14 protein-coding genes are annotated in these 17,499 nt (G+C 47.7%); 9 read left to right on the top strand and 5 right to left on the bottom strand.

Features of this window, described 5'->3' with window-relative positions; all coding sequences use genetic code 11:
- Position 1: 1 nt before the first annotated feature.
- The 3 genes from AC0YNS_RS17815 to AC0YNS_RS17805 are packed head-to-tail and all read right to left on the bottom strand — an operon-like array spanning position 2 to position 3,697.
- Positions 2–1,111, bottom strand: a complete 1,110-nt coding sequence (locus AC0YNS_RS17815) for a GerAB/ArcD/ProY family transporter (protein WP_475782307.1) — start codon at positions 1,109–1,111, stop codon at positions 2–4.
- A gap of 20 nt (positions 1,112–1,131) precedes the next feature.
- Positions 1,132–2,220, bottom strand: a complete 1,089-nt coding sequence (locus AC0YNS_RS17810) for a Ger(x)C family spore germination protein (protein ID WP_475782306.1) — start codon at positions 2,218–2,220, stop codon at positions 1,132–1,134.
- Positions 2,213–3,697 (bottom strand): spore germination protein, encoded by a 1,485-nt coding sequence (locus AC0YNS_RS17805; RefSeq protein WP_475782305.1) that lies wholly within the window; start codon positions 3,695–3,697, stop codon positions 2,213–2,215. The genes AC0YNS_RS17810 and AC0YNS_RS17805 overlap by 8 nt, the downstream gene beginning before the upstream one ends.
- A gap of 177 nt (positions 3,698–3,874) precedes the next feature.
- Here AC0YNS_RS17805 and AC0YNS_RS17800 point away from each other — a divergent pair, with 177 nt between their 5' ends.
- From AC0YNS_RS17800 to AC0YNS_RS17790, 3 genes are all read left to right on the top strand, one after another.
- The gene (locus tag AC0YNS_RS17800) at positions 3,875–4,312 is read left to right on the top strand and encodes a MarR family winged helix-turn-helix transcriptional regulator (protein WP_475782304.1); all 438 of its coding nucleotides are present in this window, start codon (positions 3,875–3,877) and stop codon (positions 4,310–4,312) included.
- 175 nt (positions 4,313–4,487) lie between these two features.
- On the top strand, positions 4,488–5,666 hold the full coding sequence (locus AC0YNS_RS17795; protein ID WP_475782303.1) for an MFS transporter: 1,179 nt from the start codon (positions 4,488–4,490) through the stop codon (positions 5,664–5,666).
- A gap of 111 nt (positions 5,667–5,777) precedes the next feature.
- Positions 5,778–6,833, top strand: a complete 1,056-nt coding sequence (locus tag AC0YNS_RS17790; RefSeq protein ID WP_475782302.1) for an alpha/beta fold hydrolase — start codon at positions 5,778–5,780, stop codon at positions 6,831–6,833.
- A 118-nt stretch (positions 6,834–6,951) separates the two neighbouring features.
- Here AC0YNS_RS17790 and AC0YNS_RS17785 read toward each other — a convergent pair whose 3' ends face one another.
- Positions 6,952–7,569: a YjgB family protein gene (locus AC0YNS_RS17785; RefSeq protein ID WP_475782301.1), complete on the bottom strand. Its 618-nt coding sequence runs from the start codon at positions 7,567–7,569 to the stop codon at positions 6,952–6,954.
- A gap of 194 nt (positions 7,570–7,763) precedes the next feature.
- Here AC0YNS_RS17785 and AC0YNS_RS17780 point away from each other — a divergent pair, with 194 nt between their 5' ends.
- Complete coding sequence (locus AC0YNS_RS17780; RefSeq protein WP_475782300.1) at positions 7,764–8,384, top strand: cysteine hydrolase family protein; 621 nt, start codon at positions 7,764–7,766, stop codon at positions 8,382–8,384.
- 40 nt (positions 8,385–8,424) lie between these two features.
- A complete protein-coding gene (locus tag AC0YNS_RS17775; RefSeq protein ID WP_475782299.1) occupies positions 8,425–9,756 on the top strand; it encodes an MFS transporter in 1,332 nt (443 codons plus the stop codon).
- A 113-nt stretch (positions 9,757–9,869) separates the two neighbouring features.
- On the opposite strand, the gene AC0YNS_RS17770 is transcribed toward AC0YNS_RS17775, so the two are convergent.
- Positions 9,870–10,466, bottom strand: a complete 597-nt coding sequence (locus AC0YNS_RS17770) for a TetR/AcrR family transcriptional regulator (protein ID WP_475782298.1) — start codon at positions 10,464–10,466, stop codon at positions 9,870–9,872.
- Positions 10,467–10,698: 232 nt separating this feature from the next.
- Here AC0YNS_RS17770 and AC0YNS_RS17765 point away from each other — a divergent pair, with 232 nt between their 5' ends.
- From AC0YNS_RS17765 to AC0YNS_RS17750, 4 genes are all read left to right on the top strand, one after another.
- Positions 10,699–12,195 (top strand): DHA2 family efflux MFS transporter permease subunit, encoded by a 1,497-nt coding sequence (locus AC0YNS_RS17765; RefSeq protein WP_475782297.1) that lies wholly within the window; start codon positions 10,699–10,701, stop codon positions 12,193–12,195.
- 118 nt (positions 12,196–12,313) lie between these two features.
- Entirely contained in the window at positions 12,314–13,306 is a 993-nt protein-coding gene (locus AC0YNS_RS17760) for a 3'-5' exonuclease (protein WP_475782296.1), read from the top strand.
- A 259-nt stretch (positions 13,307–13,565) separates the two neighbouring features.
- A complete protein-coding gene (locus AC0YNS_RS17755; RefSeq protein WP_475782295.1) occupies positions 13,566–15,785 on the top strand; it encodes a hypothetical protein in 2,220 nt (739 codons plus the stop codon).
- 556 nt (positions 15,786–16,341) lie between these two features.
- Positions 16,342–17,472, top strand: a complete 1,131-nt coding sequence (locus AC0YNS_RS17750) for a GntR family transcriptional regulator (RefSeq protein ID WP_475782294.1) — start codon at positions 16,342–16,344, stop codon at positions 17,470–17,472.
- Positions 17,473–17,499 lie beyond the last annotated feature (27 nt).

The raw sequence follows: 17,499 nt of genomic DNA, 5'->3' as shown, positions 1-17,499 counted from the left end.
CTCAAGAGGAGGCTGCCCTTTTCATGTTTGAAAACCTATTTCTCAGGCCTACCCATATACATAGCAGCGGAATATAGCCATACATTAGAATCCACCCTGACATGGACAATGCGGAGTCCAGTTTATTGATCATTAAGGGACTTTTCATGGGAAGCATGATGATAAACACAATACCGATGGTGATCCATAAAGCGGGCCTTGCTTTCAATCCGGTAGTTTTCTTGAGAATTCGAGTACATCCCCACAAGCCGACGCAGCAAGGAGAAATGATCACGAAAAACCAAAAGAAAATATACACATAATCAAATCGTTCCAGAACCGGAAAACGAATGATTTTGGACAAAATTAGCGTAGGCCAGATGATATGCTTCAGCTCTTGAAGATTTAAGAATGCGAAAGTAACCAAGGCGATCAATAATGAAATGAATGTAGAATGGGCAACCGCCAGATGAGCCCATTTCTTGGACTTTTCCTGATTTTTGATGAAAGGGTACAAGAGCAGCAGAAATTCGGCGCCTAGAAATGTGCTTAACGAATGGTAGGCCGACTCCGCATACTGATACCCGGTATGGTCGAACAGCGGGAGAAAGTTCGTCCAATGCGCATGCTTCAGCGGGAAATAAAGAGACGGAATCAGCAGAGACGGAATGAGGACACAGAGAAGAGTAATACCTGTTATGACCCTTAAGCCGCCCGAAACGATGTAAGCGGAGATCAGGAGCAGCAAGAGCGACAAGCTCCACTGCGGCGAATTTGGAAAAACCCAAACATGGATGACTTCGATGTAGGATCTTAACTCATTTACGATAAACAGAAGGATATAGCCATAGAACACGAAAGTTAGCAGGTTCCCGAGCCACTTACCGAATAACTGATTGTGCAGGGATATGATATCGCCCTCTGCTGCATGCTTTAGCAGATAGAACATCATGACAATAAGGAGATGAAAGCTTACGCCGACGATGGCAAAAGATAGCCAGGCATCCATTTCAGCCCCTTGAATGATACGGTTTTGGAAAATTAACAAGGTACTGCGCATTTGGGTACCGTGTATTAGAATCCACAGGAAATAAGGTGATAGGGTTAAGCTTTCCTTTACATGCGTTCCCATCCAGGTACCCCCTCACGAATTTATTCTGCGATTCCCGCTTTGGTTAAACGGATATGAATTTGAACATCGAATTTAATTTGCTCATAGTCGGTTGCATAGAATTTCTCCTCTGTCCAGCCTCTTTGGCGAGACCTCGTCAAATCGCCGATTCCAAGCGGGTCAACTCCTTCCTTCACAAACTTGTGCAGCAAGTCAAGAAGATGGCTTTGAAGCTGCTTTTCCAACTGTTCAGCCAGAGACTTCGTATTTTCTTCCTCACCTAAAGAAAACCAATCCGGATATTCTGTCACCATGCCTTCTAACACAAAGGAATAAGTGAATTTGGTCTTATTGTCGCTAGTGGATATTTTCCTCTTCATCTTGCCGGAAGTCGTATTAAATACAGCCGGCGACTGCTTCGCGTTTTTCCTAATTACAAACGGGATATCTCCGCGAAGTGCTTGACCTTGCAGCAATTTATAATACACCATTTCATCATGGTTCAAGACCAACTTCAAACGATCATCTTTAAAGATCCCGTATCCGGCTATTTCAATTTCCTTATTGGCGTTTAATTTGAGATAAGGTACGGAAATGTCCCGCCCTAGTCCGTAATAATCGAATAACACGGTTGCTACAGTCGAGTGCGGGATCATTTCTTGTTTCATACTCTGCTCGAGTAAGTGATAAGGAAACTCCTGGCTATCTTTGCCTAACAAACTTTCGGATAAGGATGCCACGGAATCGTCCACGACGGCCAAGATGGTATAGAAGCTGATGATCGGATCTCTGCAAAATGTTTTAATAAAGGTTTTGACTCCGTCAGCAGCTACTTCCTTGCTAAAGGCTAGCATTTTCAGTTTCTCTATTCGAATGGGCTGTGCGGATTGGAAGTCCATCTCTTTGATCATAGTTCGTGTTCGATTGGAATCTCCTCGAAGTACCTTGATTCTTCCTTTATCCGCATAATCAGCATAAAGCGCCGATGCCTTATATCCCGAATTATGCTTATCGAAACCGAGTACGGTCAAGCTGCGGATTTGGTCGACTACGACTGCATTGCCGCAGCCGGCAAGAACAACGACCAAGACGATAACAGGAATCCATAGCAGAACTCTGAAGCTACTCATTGCTGATATCCTCTTTGTCTTCCTTAGGCTGATAACGTTGAATCGATTTCGGCTTTAGATGCTTACTTCTGTCCGTCATATAGGAAAGCGGAGCGCGGATGAAGCTGTCTGAGAAGTTACCGGTACGAAACGGGAATATCGGCGCCAGATAAGGTACTCCTAATGATTTCAGGCGCAGTAAGTGTCCTGCAAGTAATAGGAACCCGGCAGCAATTCCTAACCCTCCCCATAAAGCTGCGAGCAGGATAAAGGGAAATCGTAATAGTCGGATCGTATTCGCCATTCTGAAAATAGGCGTCGTAAACGAGGCAAGCGCCGTTAACGCAACGATAATCAACAAAATATTGCTAGTCAGCGCCGCATGAACCGTTGCCTGCCCAATTACGATACCACCAACGATACCTAAGGTTTGTCCGATTTTTGCAGGCAGCCTCGCGCCCGCCTCCCGCAGCAGCTCGATTGTGATTTCCAGAAAGATCGCTTCTACTACTGGTGGAAAGGGAACATGGCTGCGTGAGATGATTAGCGGCTCAAGCAGCGTTTCCGGCAGCACGGCAAAGTGATAGGTTAATACGGCAACATATAAAGGAGTGGCGAATATAGAGAAGACAACGCTCATGATGCGAATAATTCGAAAAAACGATCCGACGATCCAGGGCACATAATAATCCTCAGGCGACATGAAAAAATCCAAAAAAGCAGATGGTCCCGTGATGACATAAGGCGATCCGTCCGCGAGAATGGCAACTTGGCCGGAAACAAGAGCATAGGTCACACGATCCACTCTCTCCGTAGATAGAAACAAGGGAAAAGGTGTATTCGTGTGATCCGAGATGACTTGATCCAGAATGGAGCTATCGAATATAATATCTGCATCTGCTTCAGTAAGCCGCTGCCGAGCCGTTTGTACATGTTGATCGTTCGTCACTCCTTCGATATAAACGATCATTACCTTTGTGTTGGACATGGACCCGACCGTTATTTCTTCAAACACGAGTTCCGGCACGGAAATTTGCTGCCGAAGAAGGTGGATGTTCATTTCGATATTTTCCACAAAGCCGACTTTAGGCCCGACGACGCTGAATTCATTCTCGCTTTCATTGCTCATGCGATGACCAAGAGCCGCTTGATTCACGTTGACTAAGATAAATGCATGCTCCGCATCGTTTAGCTGTATGAGTACATAACCTTTGATCAGCTTGTTCTCGACATCCGCTGGATCATGGGTCACTTTCACATCTACAAAAGGGATGATATTCTTAAGATCTTCCAGGTTATGAATGTGTTCGATGTTTTTCTGAATTTCGGCTACGACGAATCGATTTACTTTGGTGCAATCCACGAGTGTTTCATAATAACTGATTTGAATGCGAACAGGAAAGTCGCCTTCAACCGGAGAGAATTGATGAAAATCACCGGATTTCAGTGCCAGCTCAAAAACCTCGGAGATCGTTTTCGGTGCATTATGCCGCTTCATCGTATGCTCCTTGCCTAAGCCTGTAGTATGAATTAACACCATTATGTTACGTGATACCCATTTCTATACAAGGTGACAAGTTGAAGCTGACCAACTTCAACCACTTGCAATTAGGGGAATATGAGACTAAAATCAGTTTATGCGATTTGGCAATGACGGATTGGAGGTGTTTGAATAATGATGACCAACATGGAACTCTGCAACTGTACCAAGTTGAGACGTGCAGCACGACATATTACGCGGTTCTATGATAGCTGCTTAGCAGAGTCGGGATCGGGGCTGCGAGCTACGCAATACGCCATCTTAGGTTATCTGAAGAACCGCGGGGCGCAGACGATGAATGAACTCGCTGAGCTTATGACGATGGATCGGGCAACAATTGGACATAATCTAAGGCCGCTGGAGCGAGACGGTTTGGTTCGTATTGAGGTAAGCGAACATGATCGGCGTGCAAGAATCGTGTCTATTACAGATGAAGGCTTGCACCGAATGGAGATCGGAAGAGTGGGCTGGGAACGAGCTCAGGTTGAATTCGAAGAGAAATATGGCGCTGAGCATGCTAGCTCGATGAGAAACATGATGGATGAAGTTGTTGGTATCAACCTTCAGGCGTGACAGATGGACTGCGGAAATCGACGGTAATTGTAGCATTTGTTATTATCGTCGATTCGATGTATGGGTGTACATTAAATAGGGGCATATGAGACTAATTAGTTTGAGATGTTTGTAATAATCAAGTCAACCTGTAGCACACTAAAATTACTGAACCTGTGAGGAGAAGAGAAATTACATGAAGAAGATGCTTTGGGTTGTATTAATCATGTCCTGTGGAGCCACTTATATATCTTCGTTATTCCCTTTGTATGGGGAGCACTATCAGCTCAGCAGTCTGGAAATCACGATTTTGTTTGCCGTTTATGCTGCTGTCCTGCTGCCAACGCTGCTTGTCGTAGGAGCGAGAGCGAATGTTTGGGGATTGAAACGAGTACTTCGTTACAGTATTTGGATATCAATCGCGTCAACACTGCTGTTTAGCATTAGTACGGACACTTGGATGCTGTATGCTGCAAGGATTTTGGAAGGCGTCGCGTATGGTGCTTTTACAGGTGCGGCCAGTGCGTTTCTAATCAAGCAAAGCGCTAAAGAGAAAGTGGGCACAGCACTCAAGTTATCGGGGGCAGTGGTGAACATCGGTTTTGGCTTAGGCCCGGCTACTTCTGGTTTAATCGTACAATACTTGCATGTTCAGCCGCTTCGTTTACCGTTTTGGATCTTGCTCGTCATGTTGTTCAGTTCCCTGCTTGTGCTGGAGATGCTGCCCAAACAGGAGGACTTGGAAGCGAAGAAGCAAGCCAAAGCTAAGATTTCGCTTGGTGTACCTGACAATATTAGTGCGCATTTCTGGTCATTTATCGGACTTCCGATCTTTACCGTCTTTACTTTAGGCGGCGTTGTGCTCTCGCTAATTCCATCCTTCGTCAAGCATGTCATTCACACGAACAATCTGTCTATTTCGGGATTGTTAATCTTCGTGCTTCTAGGCATCGGAGCGCTGATGCAGTTCTTTCCTTGGCCGCGTAATCCCGTTACACGGATGCGGATTGCAATTTTGTCTCTGGCCATTGGATCGTGGAGCATCGTTTTCTCCGGTCAAGCAGAGAGCTTGTTTCTATTATGGGCAGGCATCTTCATTCAAGGAATAGGCGCCGGATGGACGTTTCAGGTTGCTTTGCGGTTTGCCGGGCAGCTTCCGAAGCCGGAAGAACGTCCTCGCGTCATATCGGCATTTTATCTATGCGCGTATTTCGGGTTTATCGTCCCTCCGGTTGCTGTCGGCGTACTGACTCAATTTTTCAATTTGAACTTGTCGTTGGTTATTTTCAATCTGTTTGCAGCACTAATCGTCATCTATGTGCTGATCTATTCCTTTACGTTTAATCGATATTTCACCAAATTAAATTCACAATAGTAGGAGCGACGGAAGTCGAGCCCCATGTAATAACCGCAGCGCATCTGTCCATAATAATGGCGTGAATATAATAATAGCCATCTACAGATGCGCTTATGCGGAGGAATTGTAATGGGAAGTAGAAAGGCAAGACTGTTCGGCTTGTTGGCGATGTCGTTGATATTGGGGCTGTTTCTATCTGCTTTCACAGGTTACGATAATCGGAGTGAAGCAACGCTTTCGGTCATCCAGCATCCTGCCGACCCCGATATCGACATCAAGAAGTTCTCTGATAAGGAGCTCATTAAGAAGGTTCCCGGATTCAAGAACGGATACAAGAAAGTAAATGGAGTCACGCTTCACTATGTTGAAGGAGGTAAGGGGAAACCGCTCTTCCTGCTTCCCGGCTGGCCGCAGAACTGGTATGCGTATCACAAAATCATGCCGGAACTTGCGAAAAACTATCATGTGTACGTCGTTGAATATCGTGGAATGGGGAGCTCCGATAAGCCGCCGACCGGATACGATAAGAAGACCATGTCTTCTGATATTCATGCATTGGTCAAAGAGCTTGGTTATGACAAGGTTCATATGGCAGGACACGATATCGGGGCACAGGTTGCTTATGCTTATGCAGCTCAATACCCAGAGGCTACGACAAAACTAGTGATGATGGATGTTCCGCATCCCTTCGAAGGTTTTCTGAACATTCCACTCGTGGCGCCGCCGGGCGTGTACGACATGAGCCCTAATGAACGGCCGATTTACCCATGGTGGTTTGCGCTCAATTCCGTACCGGATCTGCCCGAACAGCTGCTGCAAGGAAAACAAATGAGTATTTTTCAAGATTGGCTCTTTAATTACTTGGCTTATGGCAAACCGCCGATGACGCAAGAGACCAAAGATATCTACTATGCGGCATATTCCAGTGCGGATGCGATTCGCGCAAGTAATGGTTGGTACAAAACGTTTAGACAAGATATCGATGATCTGAAAACCTATAAGAAGCTGTCCGTGCCTGCACTTGGTATTGCTGGCTGGGATTCCACTGGTCATACGCTTGAAGAGTTTCTGAAGCAAAATGCTGCTGACATGAAAATGGTCAAAATAAATAAAGCGGGACACTGGATCGCGGAGCAGAGCCCGCAAGAAACCGTAAAGCTGCTAACTGAGTTCTTCGGTACTTAGATAATAGTATGGCGGAACGATAAGCACCCCAGAGTACTGAACGAAACAATCGCCCCTGCTTGGCCGAGAAGGCCAGGTAGGGGCGATTTCTATTTCGTATTATCCGCGCTGCCGGTTATTATAGATTCGCTTTACCAGCGTAAACGTTGATGTGATCGATATGCGCAACTTTGCCTTTAACGACCTTGCTCGGGCCGACGAATTTCAGTTCGTACTTCGCTGAAGGATGGTAGACGTAGATTTTGTCCGTGCCGGAGTAGCGCACTTCTTTGGGCATACCCAGCGTTTTGATAACGGACGTGAACGTCAATGACTTAACGCCTACCGTCTGATCGATCGACTGTCCGAAATTGCGCAGGTCGTAGATGACGCCGGATTTGTTGATACCGAAGCCGTAAGCGCCTTGTCCCATGCCGAAATTGTACATTTCGTAATGGTTGCCCTTTAAGTCGCCGCCTACTTCAGGTTCGCCCCATTTGTAATGGACGGCGGAGATTGGCGTTTTGCCTGCGATTGCGTTCAGTCCGGGAATTTTACCTTCTTTTGCAAGACTATAGATGGTCTTGATATATGTGCTGCCTTGCTGTGCTTTAATGCTGCTGGTATCCGGTTTGGCCGCCGCCGCATTAACATTCGAGTGCGAGATGACTGCCATCGAGCTTACTGCAATGAAACCGGCCAGGGCCAATTTCGCTCCTAATTTTACCGACGATTTTGCTTTTGTATTCTTCAACATTCTATATACACCTCTTCTTATTATTTTGGACTAGGACGGTTGACGGTTGATAACTTGTCTTGCCTTACAACTACATATTAACTAGTTTAGCTGCTGAAAGAATGACAGAAAGGTAACGAAAAAGTAACAACAAAGTTACGATTCATATCGCCTTTTATGGGGAAACTGAACCAATGGAAAGGTGTGTGATGATAATGATCAAAACTTACGACAGTACGACGACAGGACTTCTTCTGGTGGATCCTTATAATGATTTCTTGGCACCGGAAGGCAAGATTTATCCGCGAACGAAGGAAATAAGCGATTCCGTGAACTTGCTCCAACATCTCAGAGAAATTGTTGCAGCGGCTCGGAAGGCTGATATTCGTGTTTTTTTCGTGCCTCATCATAGAGCGGAACCTGATGATTACGAAACGTGGAACCATCCGACTCCCTATCAGCTCGGAGCCAAAGAAAGACAGTCGTTTGCAAAGGGCACTTGGGGCGGGGAATTTCATGCGGATTTTCAACCGCAGCATGGTGATGTGATTATCAAGGAGCATTGGGGCAGCAGCGGGTTTGCGAACACGGATCTGGATCATCAGCTGAAAATGCACGGTTTACAAAAGATCATTCTAATCGGTATGATAGCCAACACGTGCATTGAATCGACCGGACGTTTCGGCATGGAGCTTGGTTACCATGTGACCCTTGTGAAAGACGCCACATCGGCTTTCAGTAAAGAAGCGATGCATGCGGCGCATGTCATTAACGGGCCGACTTTCGCGCATGCCATTGTAACAACGGAAGAACTGCTTGCTTCATTAGACTTGTAAGCAGCATGCACGGAAAGCTTAAGATTAGGAAGGTATCCACATGAATGACAAAATCGTAATGCCGGTCTGGACGTTCGGCTTGTTTATCGTCGTGATGAATACGACGATGTTTAACGTATCCATTCCGAGTATCATTCAAGACATTGGCGTATCGGCGGTGCTTGGATCGTGGATCGTTTCAAGCTACTCCATCGGGTACGCCCTATCGACGGTTATTTACAGCAGACTCTCCGACGTGCTGCCGATTCGAAGGTTGGTCGCAGTCGGACTCCTGATACTAGGGCTTTCCTCTGTTATCGGGATTCTGGCGACCAACTTCCAAACGCTGCTGCTCGCTCGCATCGCACAGTCTGCGGGCTCCGGTGCGATGGCTGGACTTGGTCTTGTTCTCGCCAGCCGTTATATCCCTTATGAACGGCGCGGAAGAACGATATCGATGATATCGGCGGGCTCAGCTATGGCATTCGGACTTGGGCCGATTGTCGGCGGGCTGATTAGCGAGTACATCGGCTGGAACGGATTATTCGCCGTTACTTGCATTGTGCTTATCCTGCTTCCGATTCTGCTGCGACTGCTCCCTAAGGAAGAACCAAAGCCGTTTCGGTTCGATTTAATCGGTGCCATCCTTACCGTCGTGAATGCCGCGGCACTTCTGATTGCCGTTACGCATCGGTCGGTCATCTGGCTGATTGCCGGCTTACTATCCATCATCGTTCATGCCTGGCATCTCAAACATGCGAAAGAAACGTTTATTAATCCGCAGCTCTTGTCCAAACCTACGTACTTAAAGCTGCTTCTTGTCGGTTTCAGCATCTTGGTCATGAATCTCGGCAACCTGTTCCTAATGCCGCTGGCCCTTGCGAATCTATTCGACAAAACACCATTGGTCATTGGCTTCATGATTGCACCGGGTGCGGTGTTATCTGCTTTTCTGACACGCTTCTTTGGACGATGGATTGATCAATATGGCAACTTGCGATTCCTCATTCTCGGTCACGGTCTTCTAGCATCCGTACTGATCCTCTTTAGGTTAGAGCTCGGCGCATCACCGCTTGTCATCTTGATCGGTTACTTGTTCTTCTCACCGGCTGCCTCCGCGACACTGGCATCGTTAAACAATGAAACGTCACGGATTCTACCAGCCGAGCTGATCGGTTCAGGCATGGGATTTATGCAGCTCATCCAGTTTTTCGGCGGCTCATTGTCCGTTGCGGTGTGCGGTATGCTGCTTGAATTCCATAAGAAATATTCGTTGATGCATGCGTACGAATATGTATACGGTGTATTGATTGCCGTGAGCATATGCTCATTGTGCATGCTGTTCTGGTACTCGCTATCCGATAAGCGACAAGCTCAGGCTTCCCGCGGGTAGTTGTTCTATGTGGTCAGTGAACAGGATCAAACAGTTCTAGTATAGCGATGCCGCAAAGAAGCGGCGGACAAGGTTGCTGCAACCTTGTCCGCCGCTTTTTCTACGGAATGACATTATGTAGAGGGAGGAGTTTGATGTAGACGGAACAACAGAGAAAGCTGCTTAGCCAGATAAAGCGGCGTGTACGGCATATCATTACGAAGCCAGCATACGATCGTACCGATGAATGCGGAGGAGCCATACCAGATGGCGATGTCGTGTGGAACGTTCACAGCCGGAGTAGTTGAGGAAGCGATTCGGCTCTCTGCTCGCTTGGTAATGAGTTCAACCATTAGGTTCATAAGGCGTTCGGTGAAAACAGATACTCGTTTGGAAGCGAGAAGCACCGTGTAAAACTTCGAATTGTCCGCGATATGTTCGAGAATTCGGAGCAGAATGGTCCAATCTACCTCTGTTTGTGGCTGGTCCGGCATTTCTTTCAAGATCGAGTGAATTTCATTAATCATGTCATCCGCCATCCGCTCCATTAGATCCGGAATATCCCGGTAATGAAGATAGAAGGTGACGCGACTGATTGTGGAGCGTTCGGCAATGCGATTAACCGTTATTTTCTCAAGCTCATGTTCCTGCAGAAGATCGATGAAAGCATCTCGAATCAATTGACGGGTTCGAAGGACACGCGGATCGGTCCGTGGTGATTTTACCGACATAAGAGCTAAGCCCCTTTCTTTACCACTCTTTCAGGACGACACTTCTAAATCACTTCGTAAAAGATGTTTCGTTTAGACGACACAATCGACGGATGCGTTAATTAATTTACATATCGCGAAAAGCTGTTGCTTGTGATCGGGTAGTGCGGTGACTATAATCTTACATTAGGTACATTATACAACATAGTGTAAATTAGTTCATCGAAGAATTTAGAAGGGGTTGAGCAATACTATGAGTACTTCAGGCCTTGAAATCAGCAGTATTAAGAAAGGTCCTTTGATGTTTGTTATGATTCTGGGGGCGTTCATCGCGGTTTTGAATCAGACGATTATGAGCGTTGCGCTTCCGGAGCTTATGATTGACTTTGACATCGTGGCATCTACGGCCCAATGGCTGACTACCGGATATATGCTCGTAAACGGTGTATTAATTCCGATTACAGCTTATCTCATGCAGCGGTTTACGACACGTGAGCTGTTCCAGACCGCCATGATTATTTTTCTCGGGGGCACGATTGTTTCGGCAATAGCACCTAACTTTGATGTTTTATTGGCCGGTCGACTGATCCAAGCTGCCGGAGCAGGTATCATTATGCCGCTGCTAATGACTGTCATTCTAACTGTATTCCCTCCTGACAAACGAGGAGCAGCAATGGGTATGGTCGGATTCGCGATTATTTTCGCACCTGCAATTGGACCTGCTCTAGCCGGATATGTAATGGAGCACTACGCTTGGCGGACGATGTTCTATGGCATGATTCCGATTGCCGTCATCGTTATTGGAGTCGCTTTTGTCTTCCTAAGAAATGTAGCGGAACGACAATTCCCGAAAATTGACCTATGGAGTGTACTCCTCTCAACGATTGGATTTGGTGCCGTACTTTACGGTTTCAGCAGCGCCGGTAGTAAAGGGTGGTCAAGCGCGGAAGTCATCATTTCCATCGTTGTCGGTGTGATTTCCTTGATCCTCTTCACATGGAAGCAATTGGCTTCCAAAGAGCCGCTTCTGGAGCTTAGAACGTTCAAATATAGTATGTTCTCTCTGACGACCATTATTAATATTGCGGTTACGATGGTGATGTATGCGGATATGATGCTGCTGCCTCTATACTTGCAAAATGCACGTGGCTACACGGCGCTGGAGTCTGGTTTACTGATGTTGCCCGGAGCGCTTCTGATGGGCGTTATGATGCCGATCACGGGCAGACTGTTCGATAAGTTTGGCGCGAAGTGGTTGTCCATTATTGGGATGGCCATTACGATTGCAACTACAATCGGCTTCGTGAATCTAACGGATTCCACCAGCTATACGTACCTAGTTCTGATGTCCACAGGAAGACGTTTCGGGATGGCGATGTTCCTCATGCCAATTACGACAGCGGGGTTGAATCAACTGCCTGCGAGACTCAATGCGCATGGTACAGCCATCTCCAACACGATTAAGCAAGTGGCCGGTGCAATTGGCACCTCCTTGCTGGTAACGGTTATGACGACCCGAACGAAGAGTCATCTTCAGGATATGATGGCATCCGGTGGTAATGCTACACAGGAGCATATGATCATGGAGTCGACGATTCAAGGGATTAATGATGCCTATCTAGTCATTATTGGCATTGGTGTTGTCGGTCTGTTGCTTTCTTTCTTCATCAAACGTACGGGGCAGGTCGAGGAGAAAGCAGCAGCGGGAATCAAATTAGAACCCCAACCGGTTAGTCTGACAAACAGATAACAAAGAAGACGATCATCGATGATAAGAAGCAGTTTCCTCAAAAAAAGGAGGAGACTGCTTCTTTTTTGCCTTATAATAAGGGCAGCGGAACCAATATATGAATCGGCAGGTGATTGTGATGAACAGGACCATCATTCTGGCTGCGAAGCTCTATGAACATCAATCCGAAACAAGATTGATGTTTTATTGCTGCATTCCCGAAGTGAAAGAGGGCTACATGGCGCTCAACGTAGGGCAAGGCAGGGCGGATTATGGATTCTGGAGCGGGCTGCGCAAGGTCGTCGGTTTGCTGCATCGCACCTACCGAAGCTACGGAATTCAGCTTGCCGTTTCCAAGTCTGCTCTTTCGCTGCACGGCTTAGCGGATAAAGATCAGGTCTCTGGTCTGCTGAACGAGTTTGTTTCGTATGCGCAAACAACTTGCGATCCCTATACGGAGCGGCTTGATCTGCTCAATGACATTAGCATTGTCGATCAGATACAGCCAGGCGTGCTCAACGGTTATCCGCTTGAAACGGTAAATGCTGCACAGTTGAATCCTCCTGTCGTTGTGAAGGAGAAAGCCAAGAAGTATGACTACTACAGTGAGCTAAAGATGCCGAGTGAAGGTGTTGTGCTGGACTTTGAGACCACTTCCCCCATCGTGGAGTACGCTAAGATTATTGAAATCAGCGCATTGAAATTTAGAAACGGCCAAGTCATTGATCAATTTCAAACGCTGGTTAATCCAAAACTGAAGATTTCCAAACAAATCAGAGAGCTCACGGGCATTACAGATCAAGATGTAGCTGGTATGCCGACATCGTTTCAAGCTGTGAAACAATTAAACAAATTCCTTGCGGGCACACCGGTGCTCGTCGGTCATAACGTGCAATATGACTATCGCGTGTTGAAGGCGATCTGTGACCGAGCTAATATTCGAGTCTGGACAGGCAAGCTGCTCTGTACGATCAAGCAGGCGAGGCAATTAAAGCTGCCCATTGCGAGCTATGATTTATCCACCCTTTGCGAACGATTTGACATCATTAATGAACGACCGCATCGCGCATGGGCCGATACGAAAGCGACATTTGAGCTCATGAAGTGCATTTATCAATCTCACCTCGTTTAGTGAGGAATATATTTCAGCGAAACCTCGGTGCCGAGATGAAGGCGCTGAGGTTTTTTTTGCCTCCGCTGATTAAAGTATATTTATTGTTGGGTATCGACGTGTTAAGGTATTAATAGTCAGTTAATAAGGATTAATTAGTATACTTAAATAACTGACTAATGAAAGGAGGTCATTAATACACGGTTGTGATTCTGATTCTGTTTTGGAAATGTTTACTCCACAGATGTGAGGCGACTATTCGAAAAGGGAAGAGGGAGAAATGATGGCTCTGTCGATAAGGATGACTTTCGGATCGAAATGGCTGAAGGCGATGCTGTTTGCACTTGTTGTGGGCTGCTGCTTCTTTGTATGGAACGCGAAGGCGAATGCAGCGGATTATTACGTGGATTGCTCTGCCGGAAGCAATGGATCAGGCACGCAGATATCGCCATACAACAGCTTTAACACGATTAACAGCATCGGTACGATGAGCGCCGGGGATCGTATTCTGCTCAAGAGCGGCGTCACCTGTAATCAGCAAATGACGGTGACCGGGCAAGGGACCTCGACAAACTATATTACGATTGATTCCTACGGCGGCACCCCTAAAGCGAAAATCATCCGCAACGGCAATCAAGCAGATCGCGGTATTAAGCTGACCAACCCTAGCTATTGGAAAATCAACAATCTGGAGGTAGGCAGCGCCGGAACGGGCATTCTGGTTACGTTCTCGACAGCAGGCCATAATGATTTGTCCTTCACGAATTTATATTTTCATGATATTTACGGCATTCATCAAGGATCAGGCAGCGGCAATGATTCAACCGGGGATGCCATCTGGAACTCGGCAGGGATTGAGTTCACCTCCAAAACCTTCAACGCCTCCAACCCCGCAAGCACCTATATTGTAGACAACGTCACTTTCGATACGATTGAAGGCACACGAAACCTCGATACGATTTCGATCGATTGGTATAATTCCGGCTACATGAATGCAACGGGCCACAAGGCAGCAGAGCATGTATTGATGAACAATCTCAATATGCACGGCGATAATGCGGGCGGCGGCACCGGTTGCGATGACGGGATGCGGCTGACATCGGTTCGGTATTTGACCATGATTAACTCGAAGCTCGACGGTGAAGGAGGCTGTCACTCGGATACGGGAACGGCTGCGATCTATATTGCTTTTGTAAGCGACTCGTATATTCTGAACAGCATGTTCACGAACGTGCCGAACACGTCCTCGCCGGATATGGTTGCTTTCGACTATGAGTGCTGCACGGATAACCTGCAAATCAACAATAACTACATTGCCGGTAACGCAGGCGCCGGTATTTCGTATTTGGCGATCCATCCGGGGCTCGGTTTGGAGACAAACAGCGTGGCAGGAGGCAATGTCTTCATTAACAACGGCAGCGGCTCGTTCCGCCGTGCGGGCAACTCGGATACTCCGAGCGGAACGATTCGCGACAATCTGTATGCGGAACCAAACAATTTCTTGTACCAAGACGGCGCCAATTACAGCGGATTTACGCTCACCAACAACCTTCAAATTACGAACGGCAGCAATATCTATCATGCGGCTAAGCAATTCAGTTCCACACAAGGAAGCAGCAATTGGTCTTATAAAGCGTTTAACGGTTCCTCGTGGAGTAACCTGGGCTACTATGATACAGCAAGTAACATTTGGCAGGCATCCTCGGTGTCGAACGTGCCGCAGGTATCGCAATTTGAAATGCACCCCGACACCGGAGTTGGCAAAATCGTTGCCCGCGCATGGACGGCGCCGACAAGCGGTACGGTGAGTATTCGCGGCCGCGTGCTGAAATCCGTCATTGCCGGCGGGGACGGCGTCGTTGCTCGCATCACGAAGAATGGGACACGGATTTGGCCGGCTGGCGCCGATCAAGCGGTGGCTTACAATGATCGCTTCGGCTATGAAAGCAACCTTGATGGCGTAACGGTCGCGGCGGGAGATGAGATTCGCTTCGAAATTACGAGCGGCGCAGCGGGCAGTAACCAGTACGATAATGTAAGCTGGTCACCGGCAGTCGCTTACACGGCTTCAAGTATTGCGGCGCAGTGGGATTTTGCAACGGCCGGAAGCACGGAGGGCTGGGCGAATACGAATCAAATGAGCAGCAGCGTGTCCGGCGGAATTTGGACGCTCACTTCAAGCGGCGGAGACCCGTATTCCGTTGGTCCGACTAACCTTGGCATCGCGTCTTCTTATCGCTATCTAAAGATTCGACTGAAGAACAATACGTCCGATACCGGAGCGAAATTCTTCTTCATCACGAATGCGGATTCGACCTGGAATGAAGCCAAATCCAAGACATTCACGACAGCAGCGAATATGGGCAGCTACACCGAATACACAATCGATATGGGAACCGTTGCCGGCTGGAGCGGGACGATTAAGTCCTTGCGCTTCGACCCCTTCTCGACCACAGGCACGATGAACGTCGATTATATGTGGCTGACGAACACGCCGTAGAGGACATGTGGCGAGGAGCTTGTCGGCGAAGCGAAGTGGCAGAGAGATATAGGCAAAGGGACAGTGGCAGAGAGATATAGGCAAAGGGACAGTGGCAGAGAGATATAGGCAAAGCGACAGTGGCGTGGTTAGAAGTGGCACGGCTAGCAGCAGCAGGGCTAGTGGCACGGCGTTGAAGGTGAAGCAAATTTAGGTGGAAGTGCGATGTAGCAAATCTATCCAAGGTGGCTGGGCAGGAGAAGTTGGTCCTGCTCGCCCACTTTTTTTGTTTTGGCTGAGTTGAAGGGAGCTGGGAGTTACACTGTACCGCCGAAATTTAAAGCAGCAATCCTCCGCCGATGTGGCTCGATAGACAAGTAGCTTATCCAGGTGTCTACATAAGCCGAAATTCGGGGGAATGGGAGAAGGTAGCTTATCTTGTGTTGTCCACGAGGCATCACCGCTAACTTTTGGTTGGTTTTTTGATAAAGTATACTATATAATCAAGTTATAGATTTATAAGTATAATGTAACTGTCCGCGCATCGGGTAGGAACCGGCAGAAGGGGTGTATGGTGATGAGAGAGACAATGCCGCTTTACAAGTTTATTGTGGAAGACATTAAAGCGAAGATCGGCAGCGGTCAACTGAAGGACGGCGATTCGATACCGACGCAGATCGAGCTGGCCAAGTTGTACGAGACGAGCGAGATTACGTCGCGCCGCGCGCTCAGCGAGCTGGTGAATGAAGGGCTCGTTGTCCGCATTCGTGGCAAAGGGACATTCATTCAGCTGCGCGACCTGCAACATGCCGACTCACCGGAAAGCGGCAAAATCGCGCTCGAACAGATTGTGCTGATCCATCCGTCCGCCTCGCCGCATCTGTTCAACCATCCGTTTTATGCCAATTTCATTAGCGGCATTCATGCGGCGTGCGAGGAACATGCCATTCGTTTTCAACTGCTGGACGTCAGCGAAAGCGATGGAATCGAGTCGAATCCGCTGGTCGGAGCCATCGTGCTGCCAGGTGCACCCGGTGCGCAGAATATTCTCATCGCCCAACTAAAGGCGTGGAAAGAAGCCGATCTGCGCATGGTGCTGGCTCACTTTTATTTCCCGCAGCTTCAAATTCCGTATGTCATCGTCGATAATCTGACGGGCGGATATCTGGCCACGGAGCATCTGATCTCCCTTGGTCATAAGCGGATCGGCATCATTGTCACGGGACACTCGCTAATGGATATCAACCAAGAATTCTCCCTTCGTCTGCAAGGCTACAAGCTGGCGCTCTCCCAGCACGGAATCGCATTCGATGAGTCTCTTGTATCGGTGATGGAGGCCAACGAAGAGCTGGAAGAGATGGGTTACGAAGGGGCCAAACAGCTGCTGGCACTGGAAAATAAGCCATCGGCTATCTTCGCAACGAGCGATTACAAGGCCTTCGGCGCGATTCGAGCGGGCAAAGAGCTTGGGCTGCGCATTCCGGTTGAGCTCAGCATTGTCGGCTATGACGATGTTATCCAAAGCCGCTACACGTCGCCGGCACTCACAACTGTCAATCAGAATACGGAGCGTATGGGCAAGCGTGCAGTGGAACTGCTGCTGAAGCCATGGAGCGAGAAGGCGATTGAAGAGTCGTTTGTAAAAGAAGAGATCGTACCGAAGCTGCTGGTTCGCAGCAGTACCACGCATTACTCCGCAAATCAATAAAAGTATACCTATATACAATGTAAAACA

It is taken from the genome of Paenibacillus sp. J22FR21, from assembly GCF_056269135.1.
Note: the sequence above shows the minus strand (reverse complement) of the source record. Positions and strands in the feature narration are given on the sequence as shown.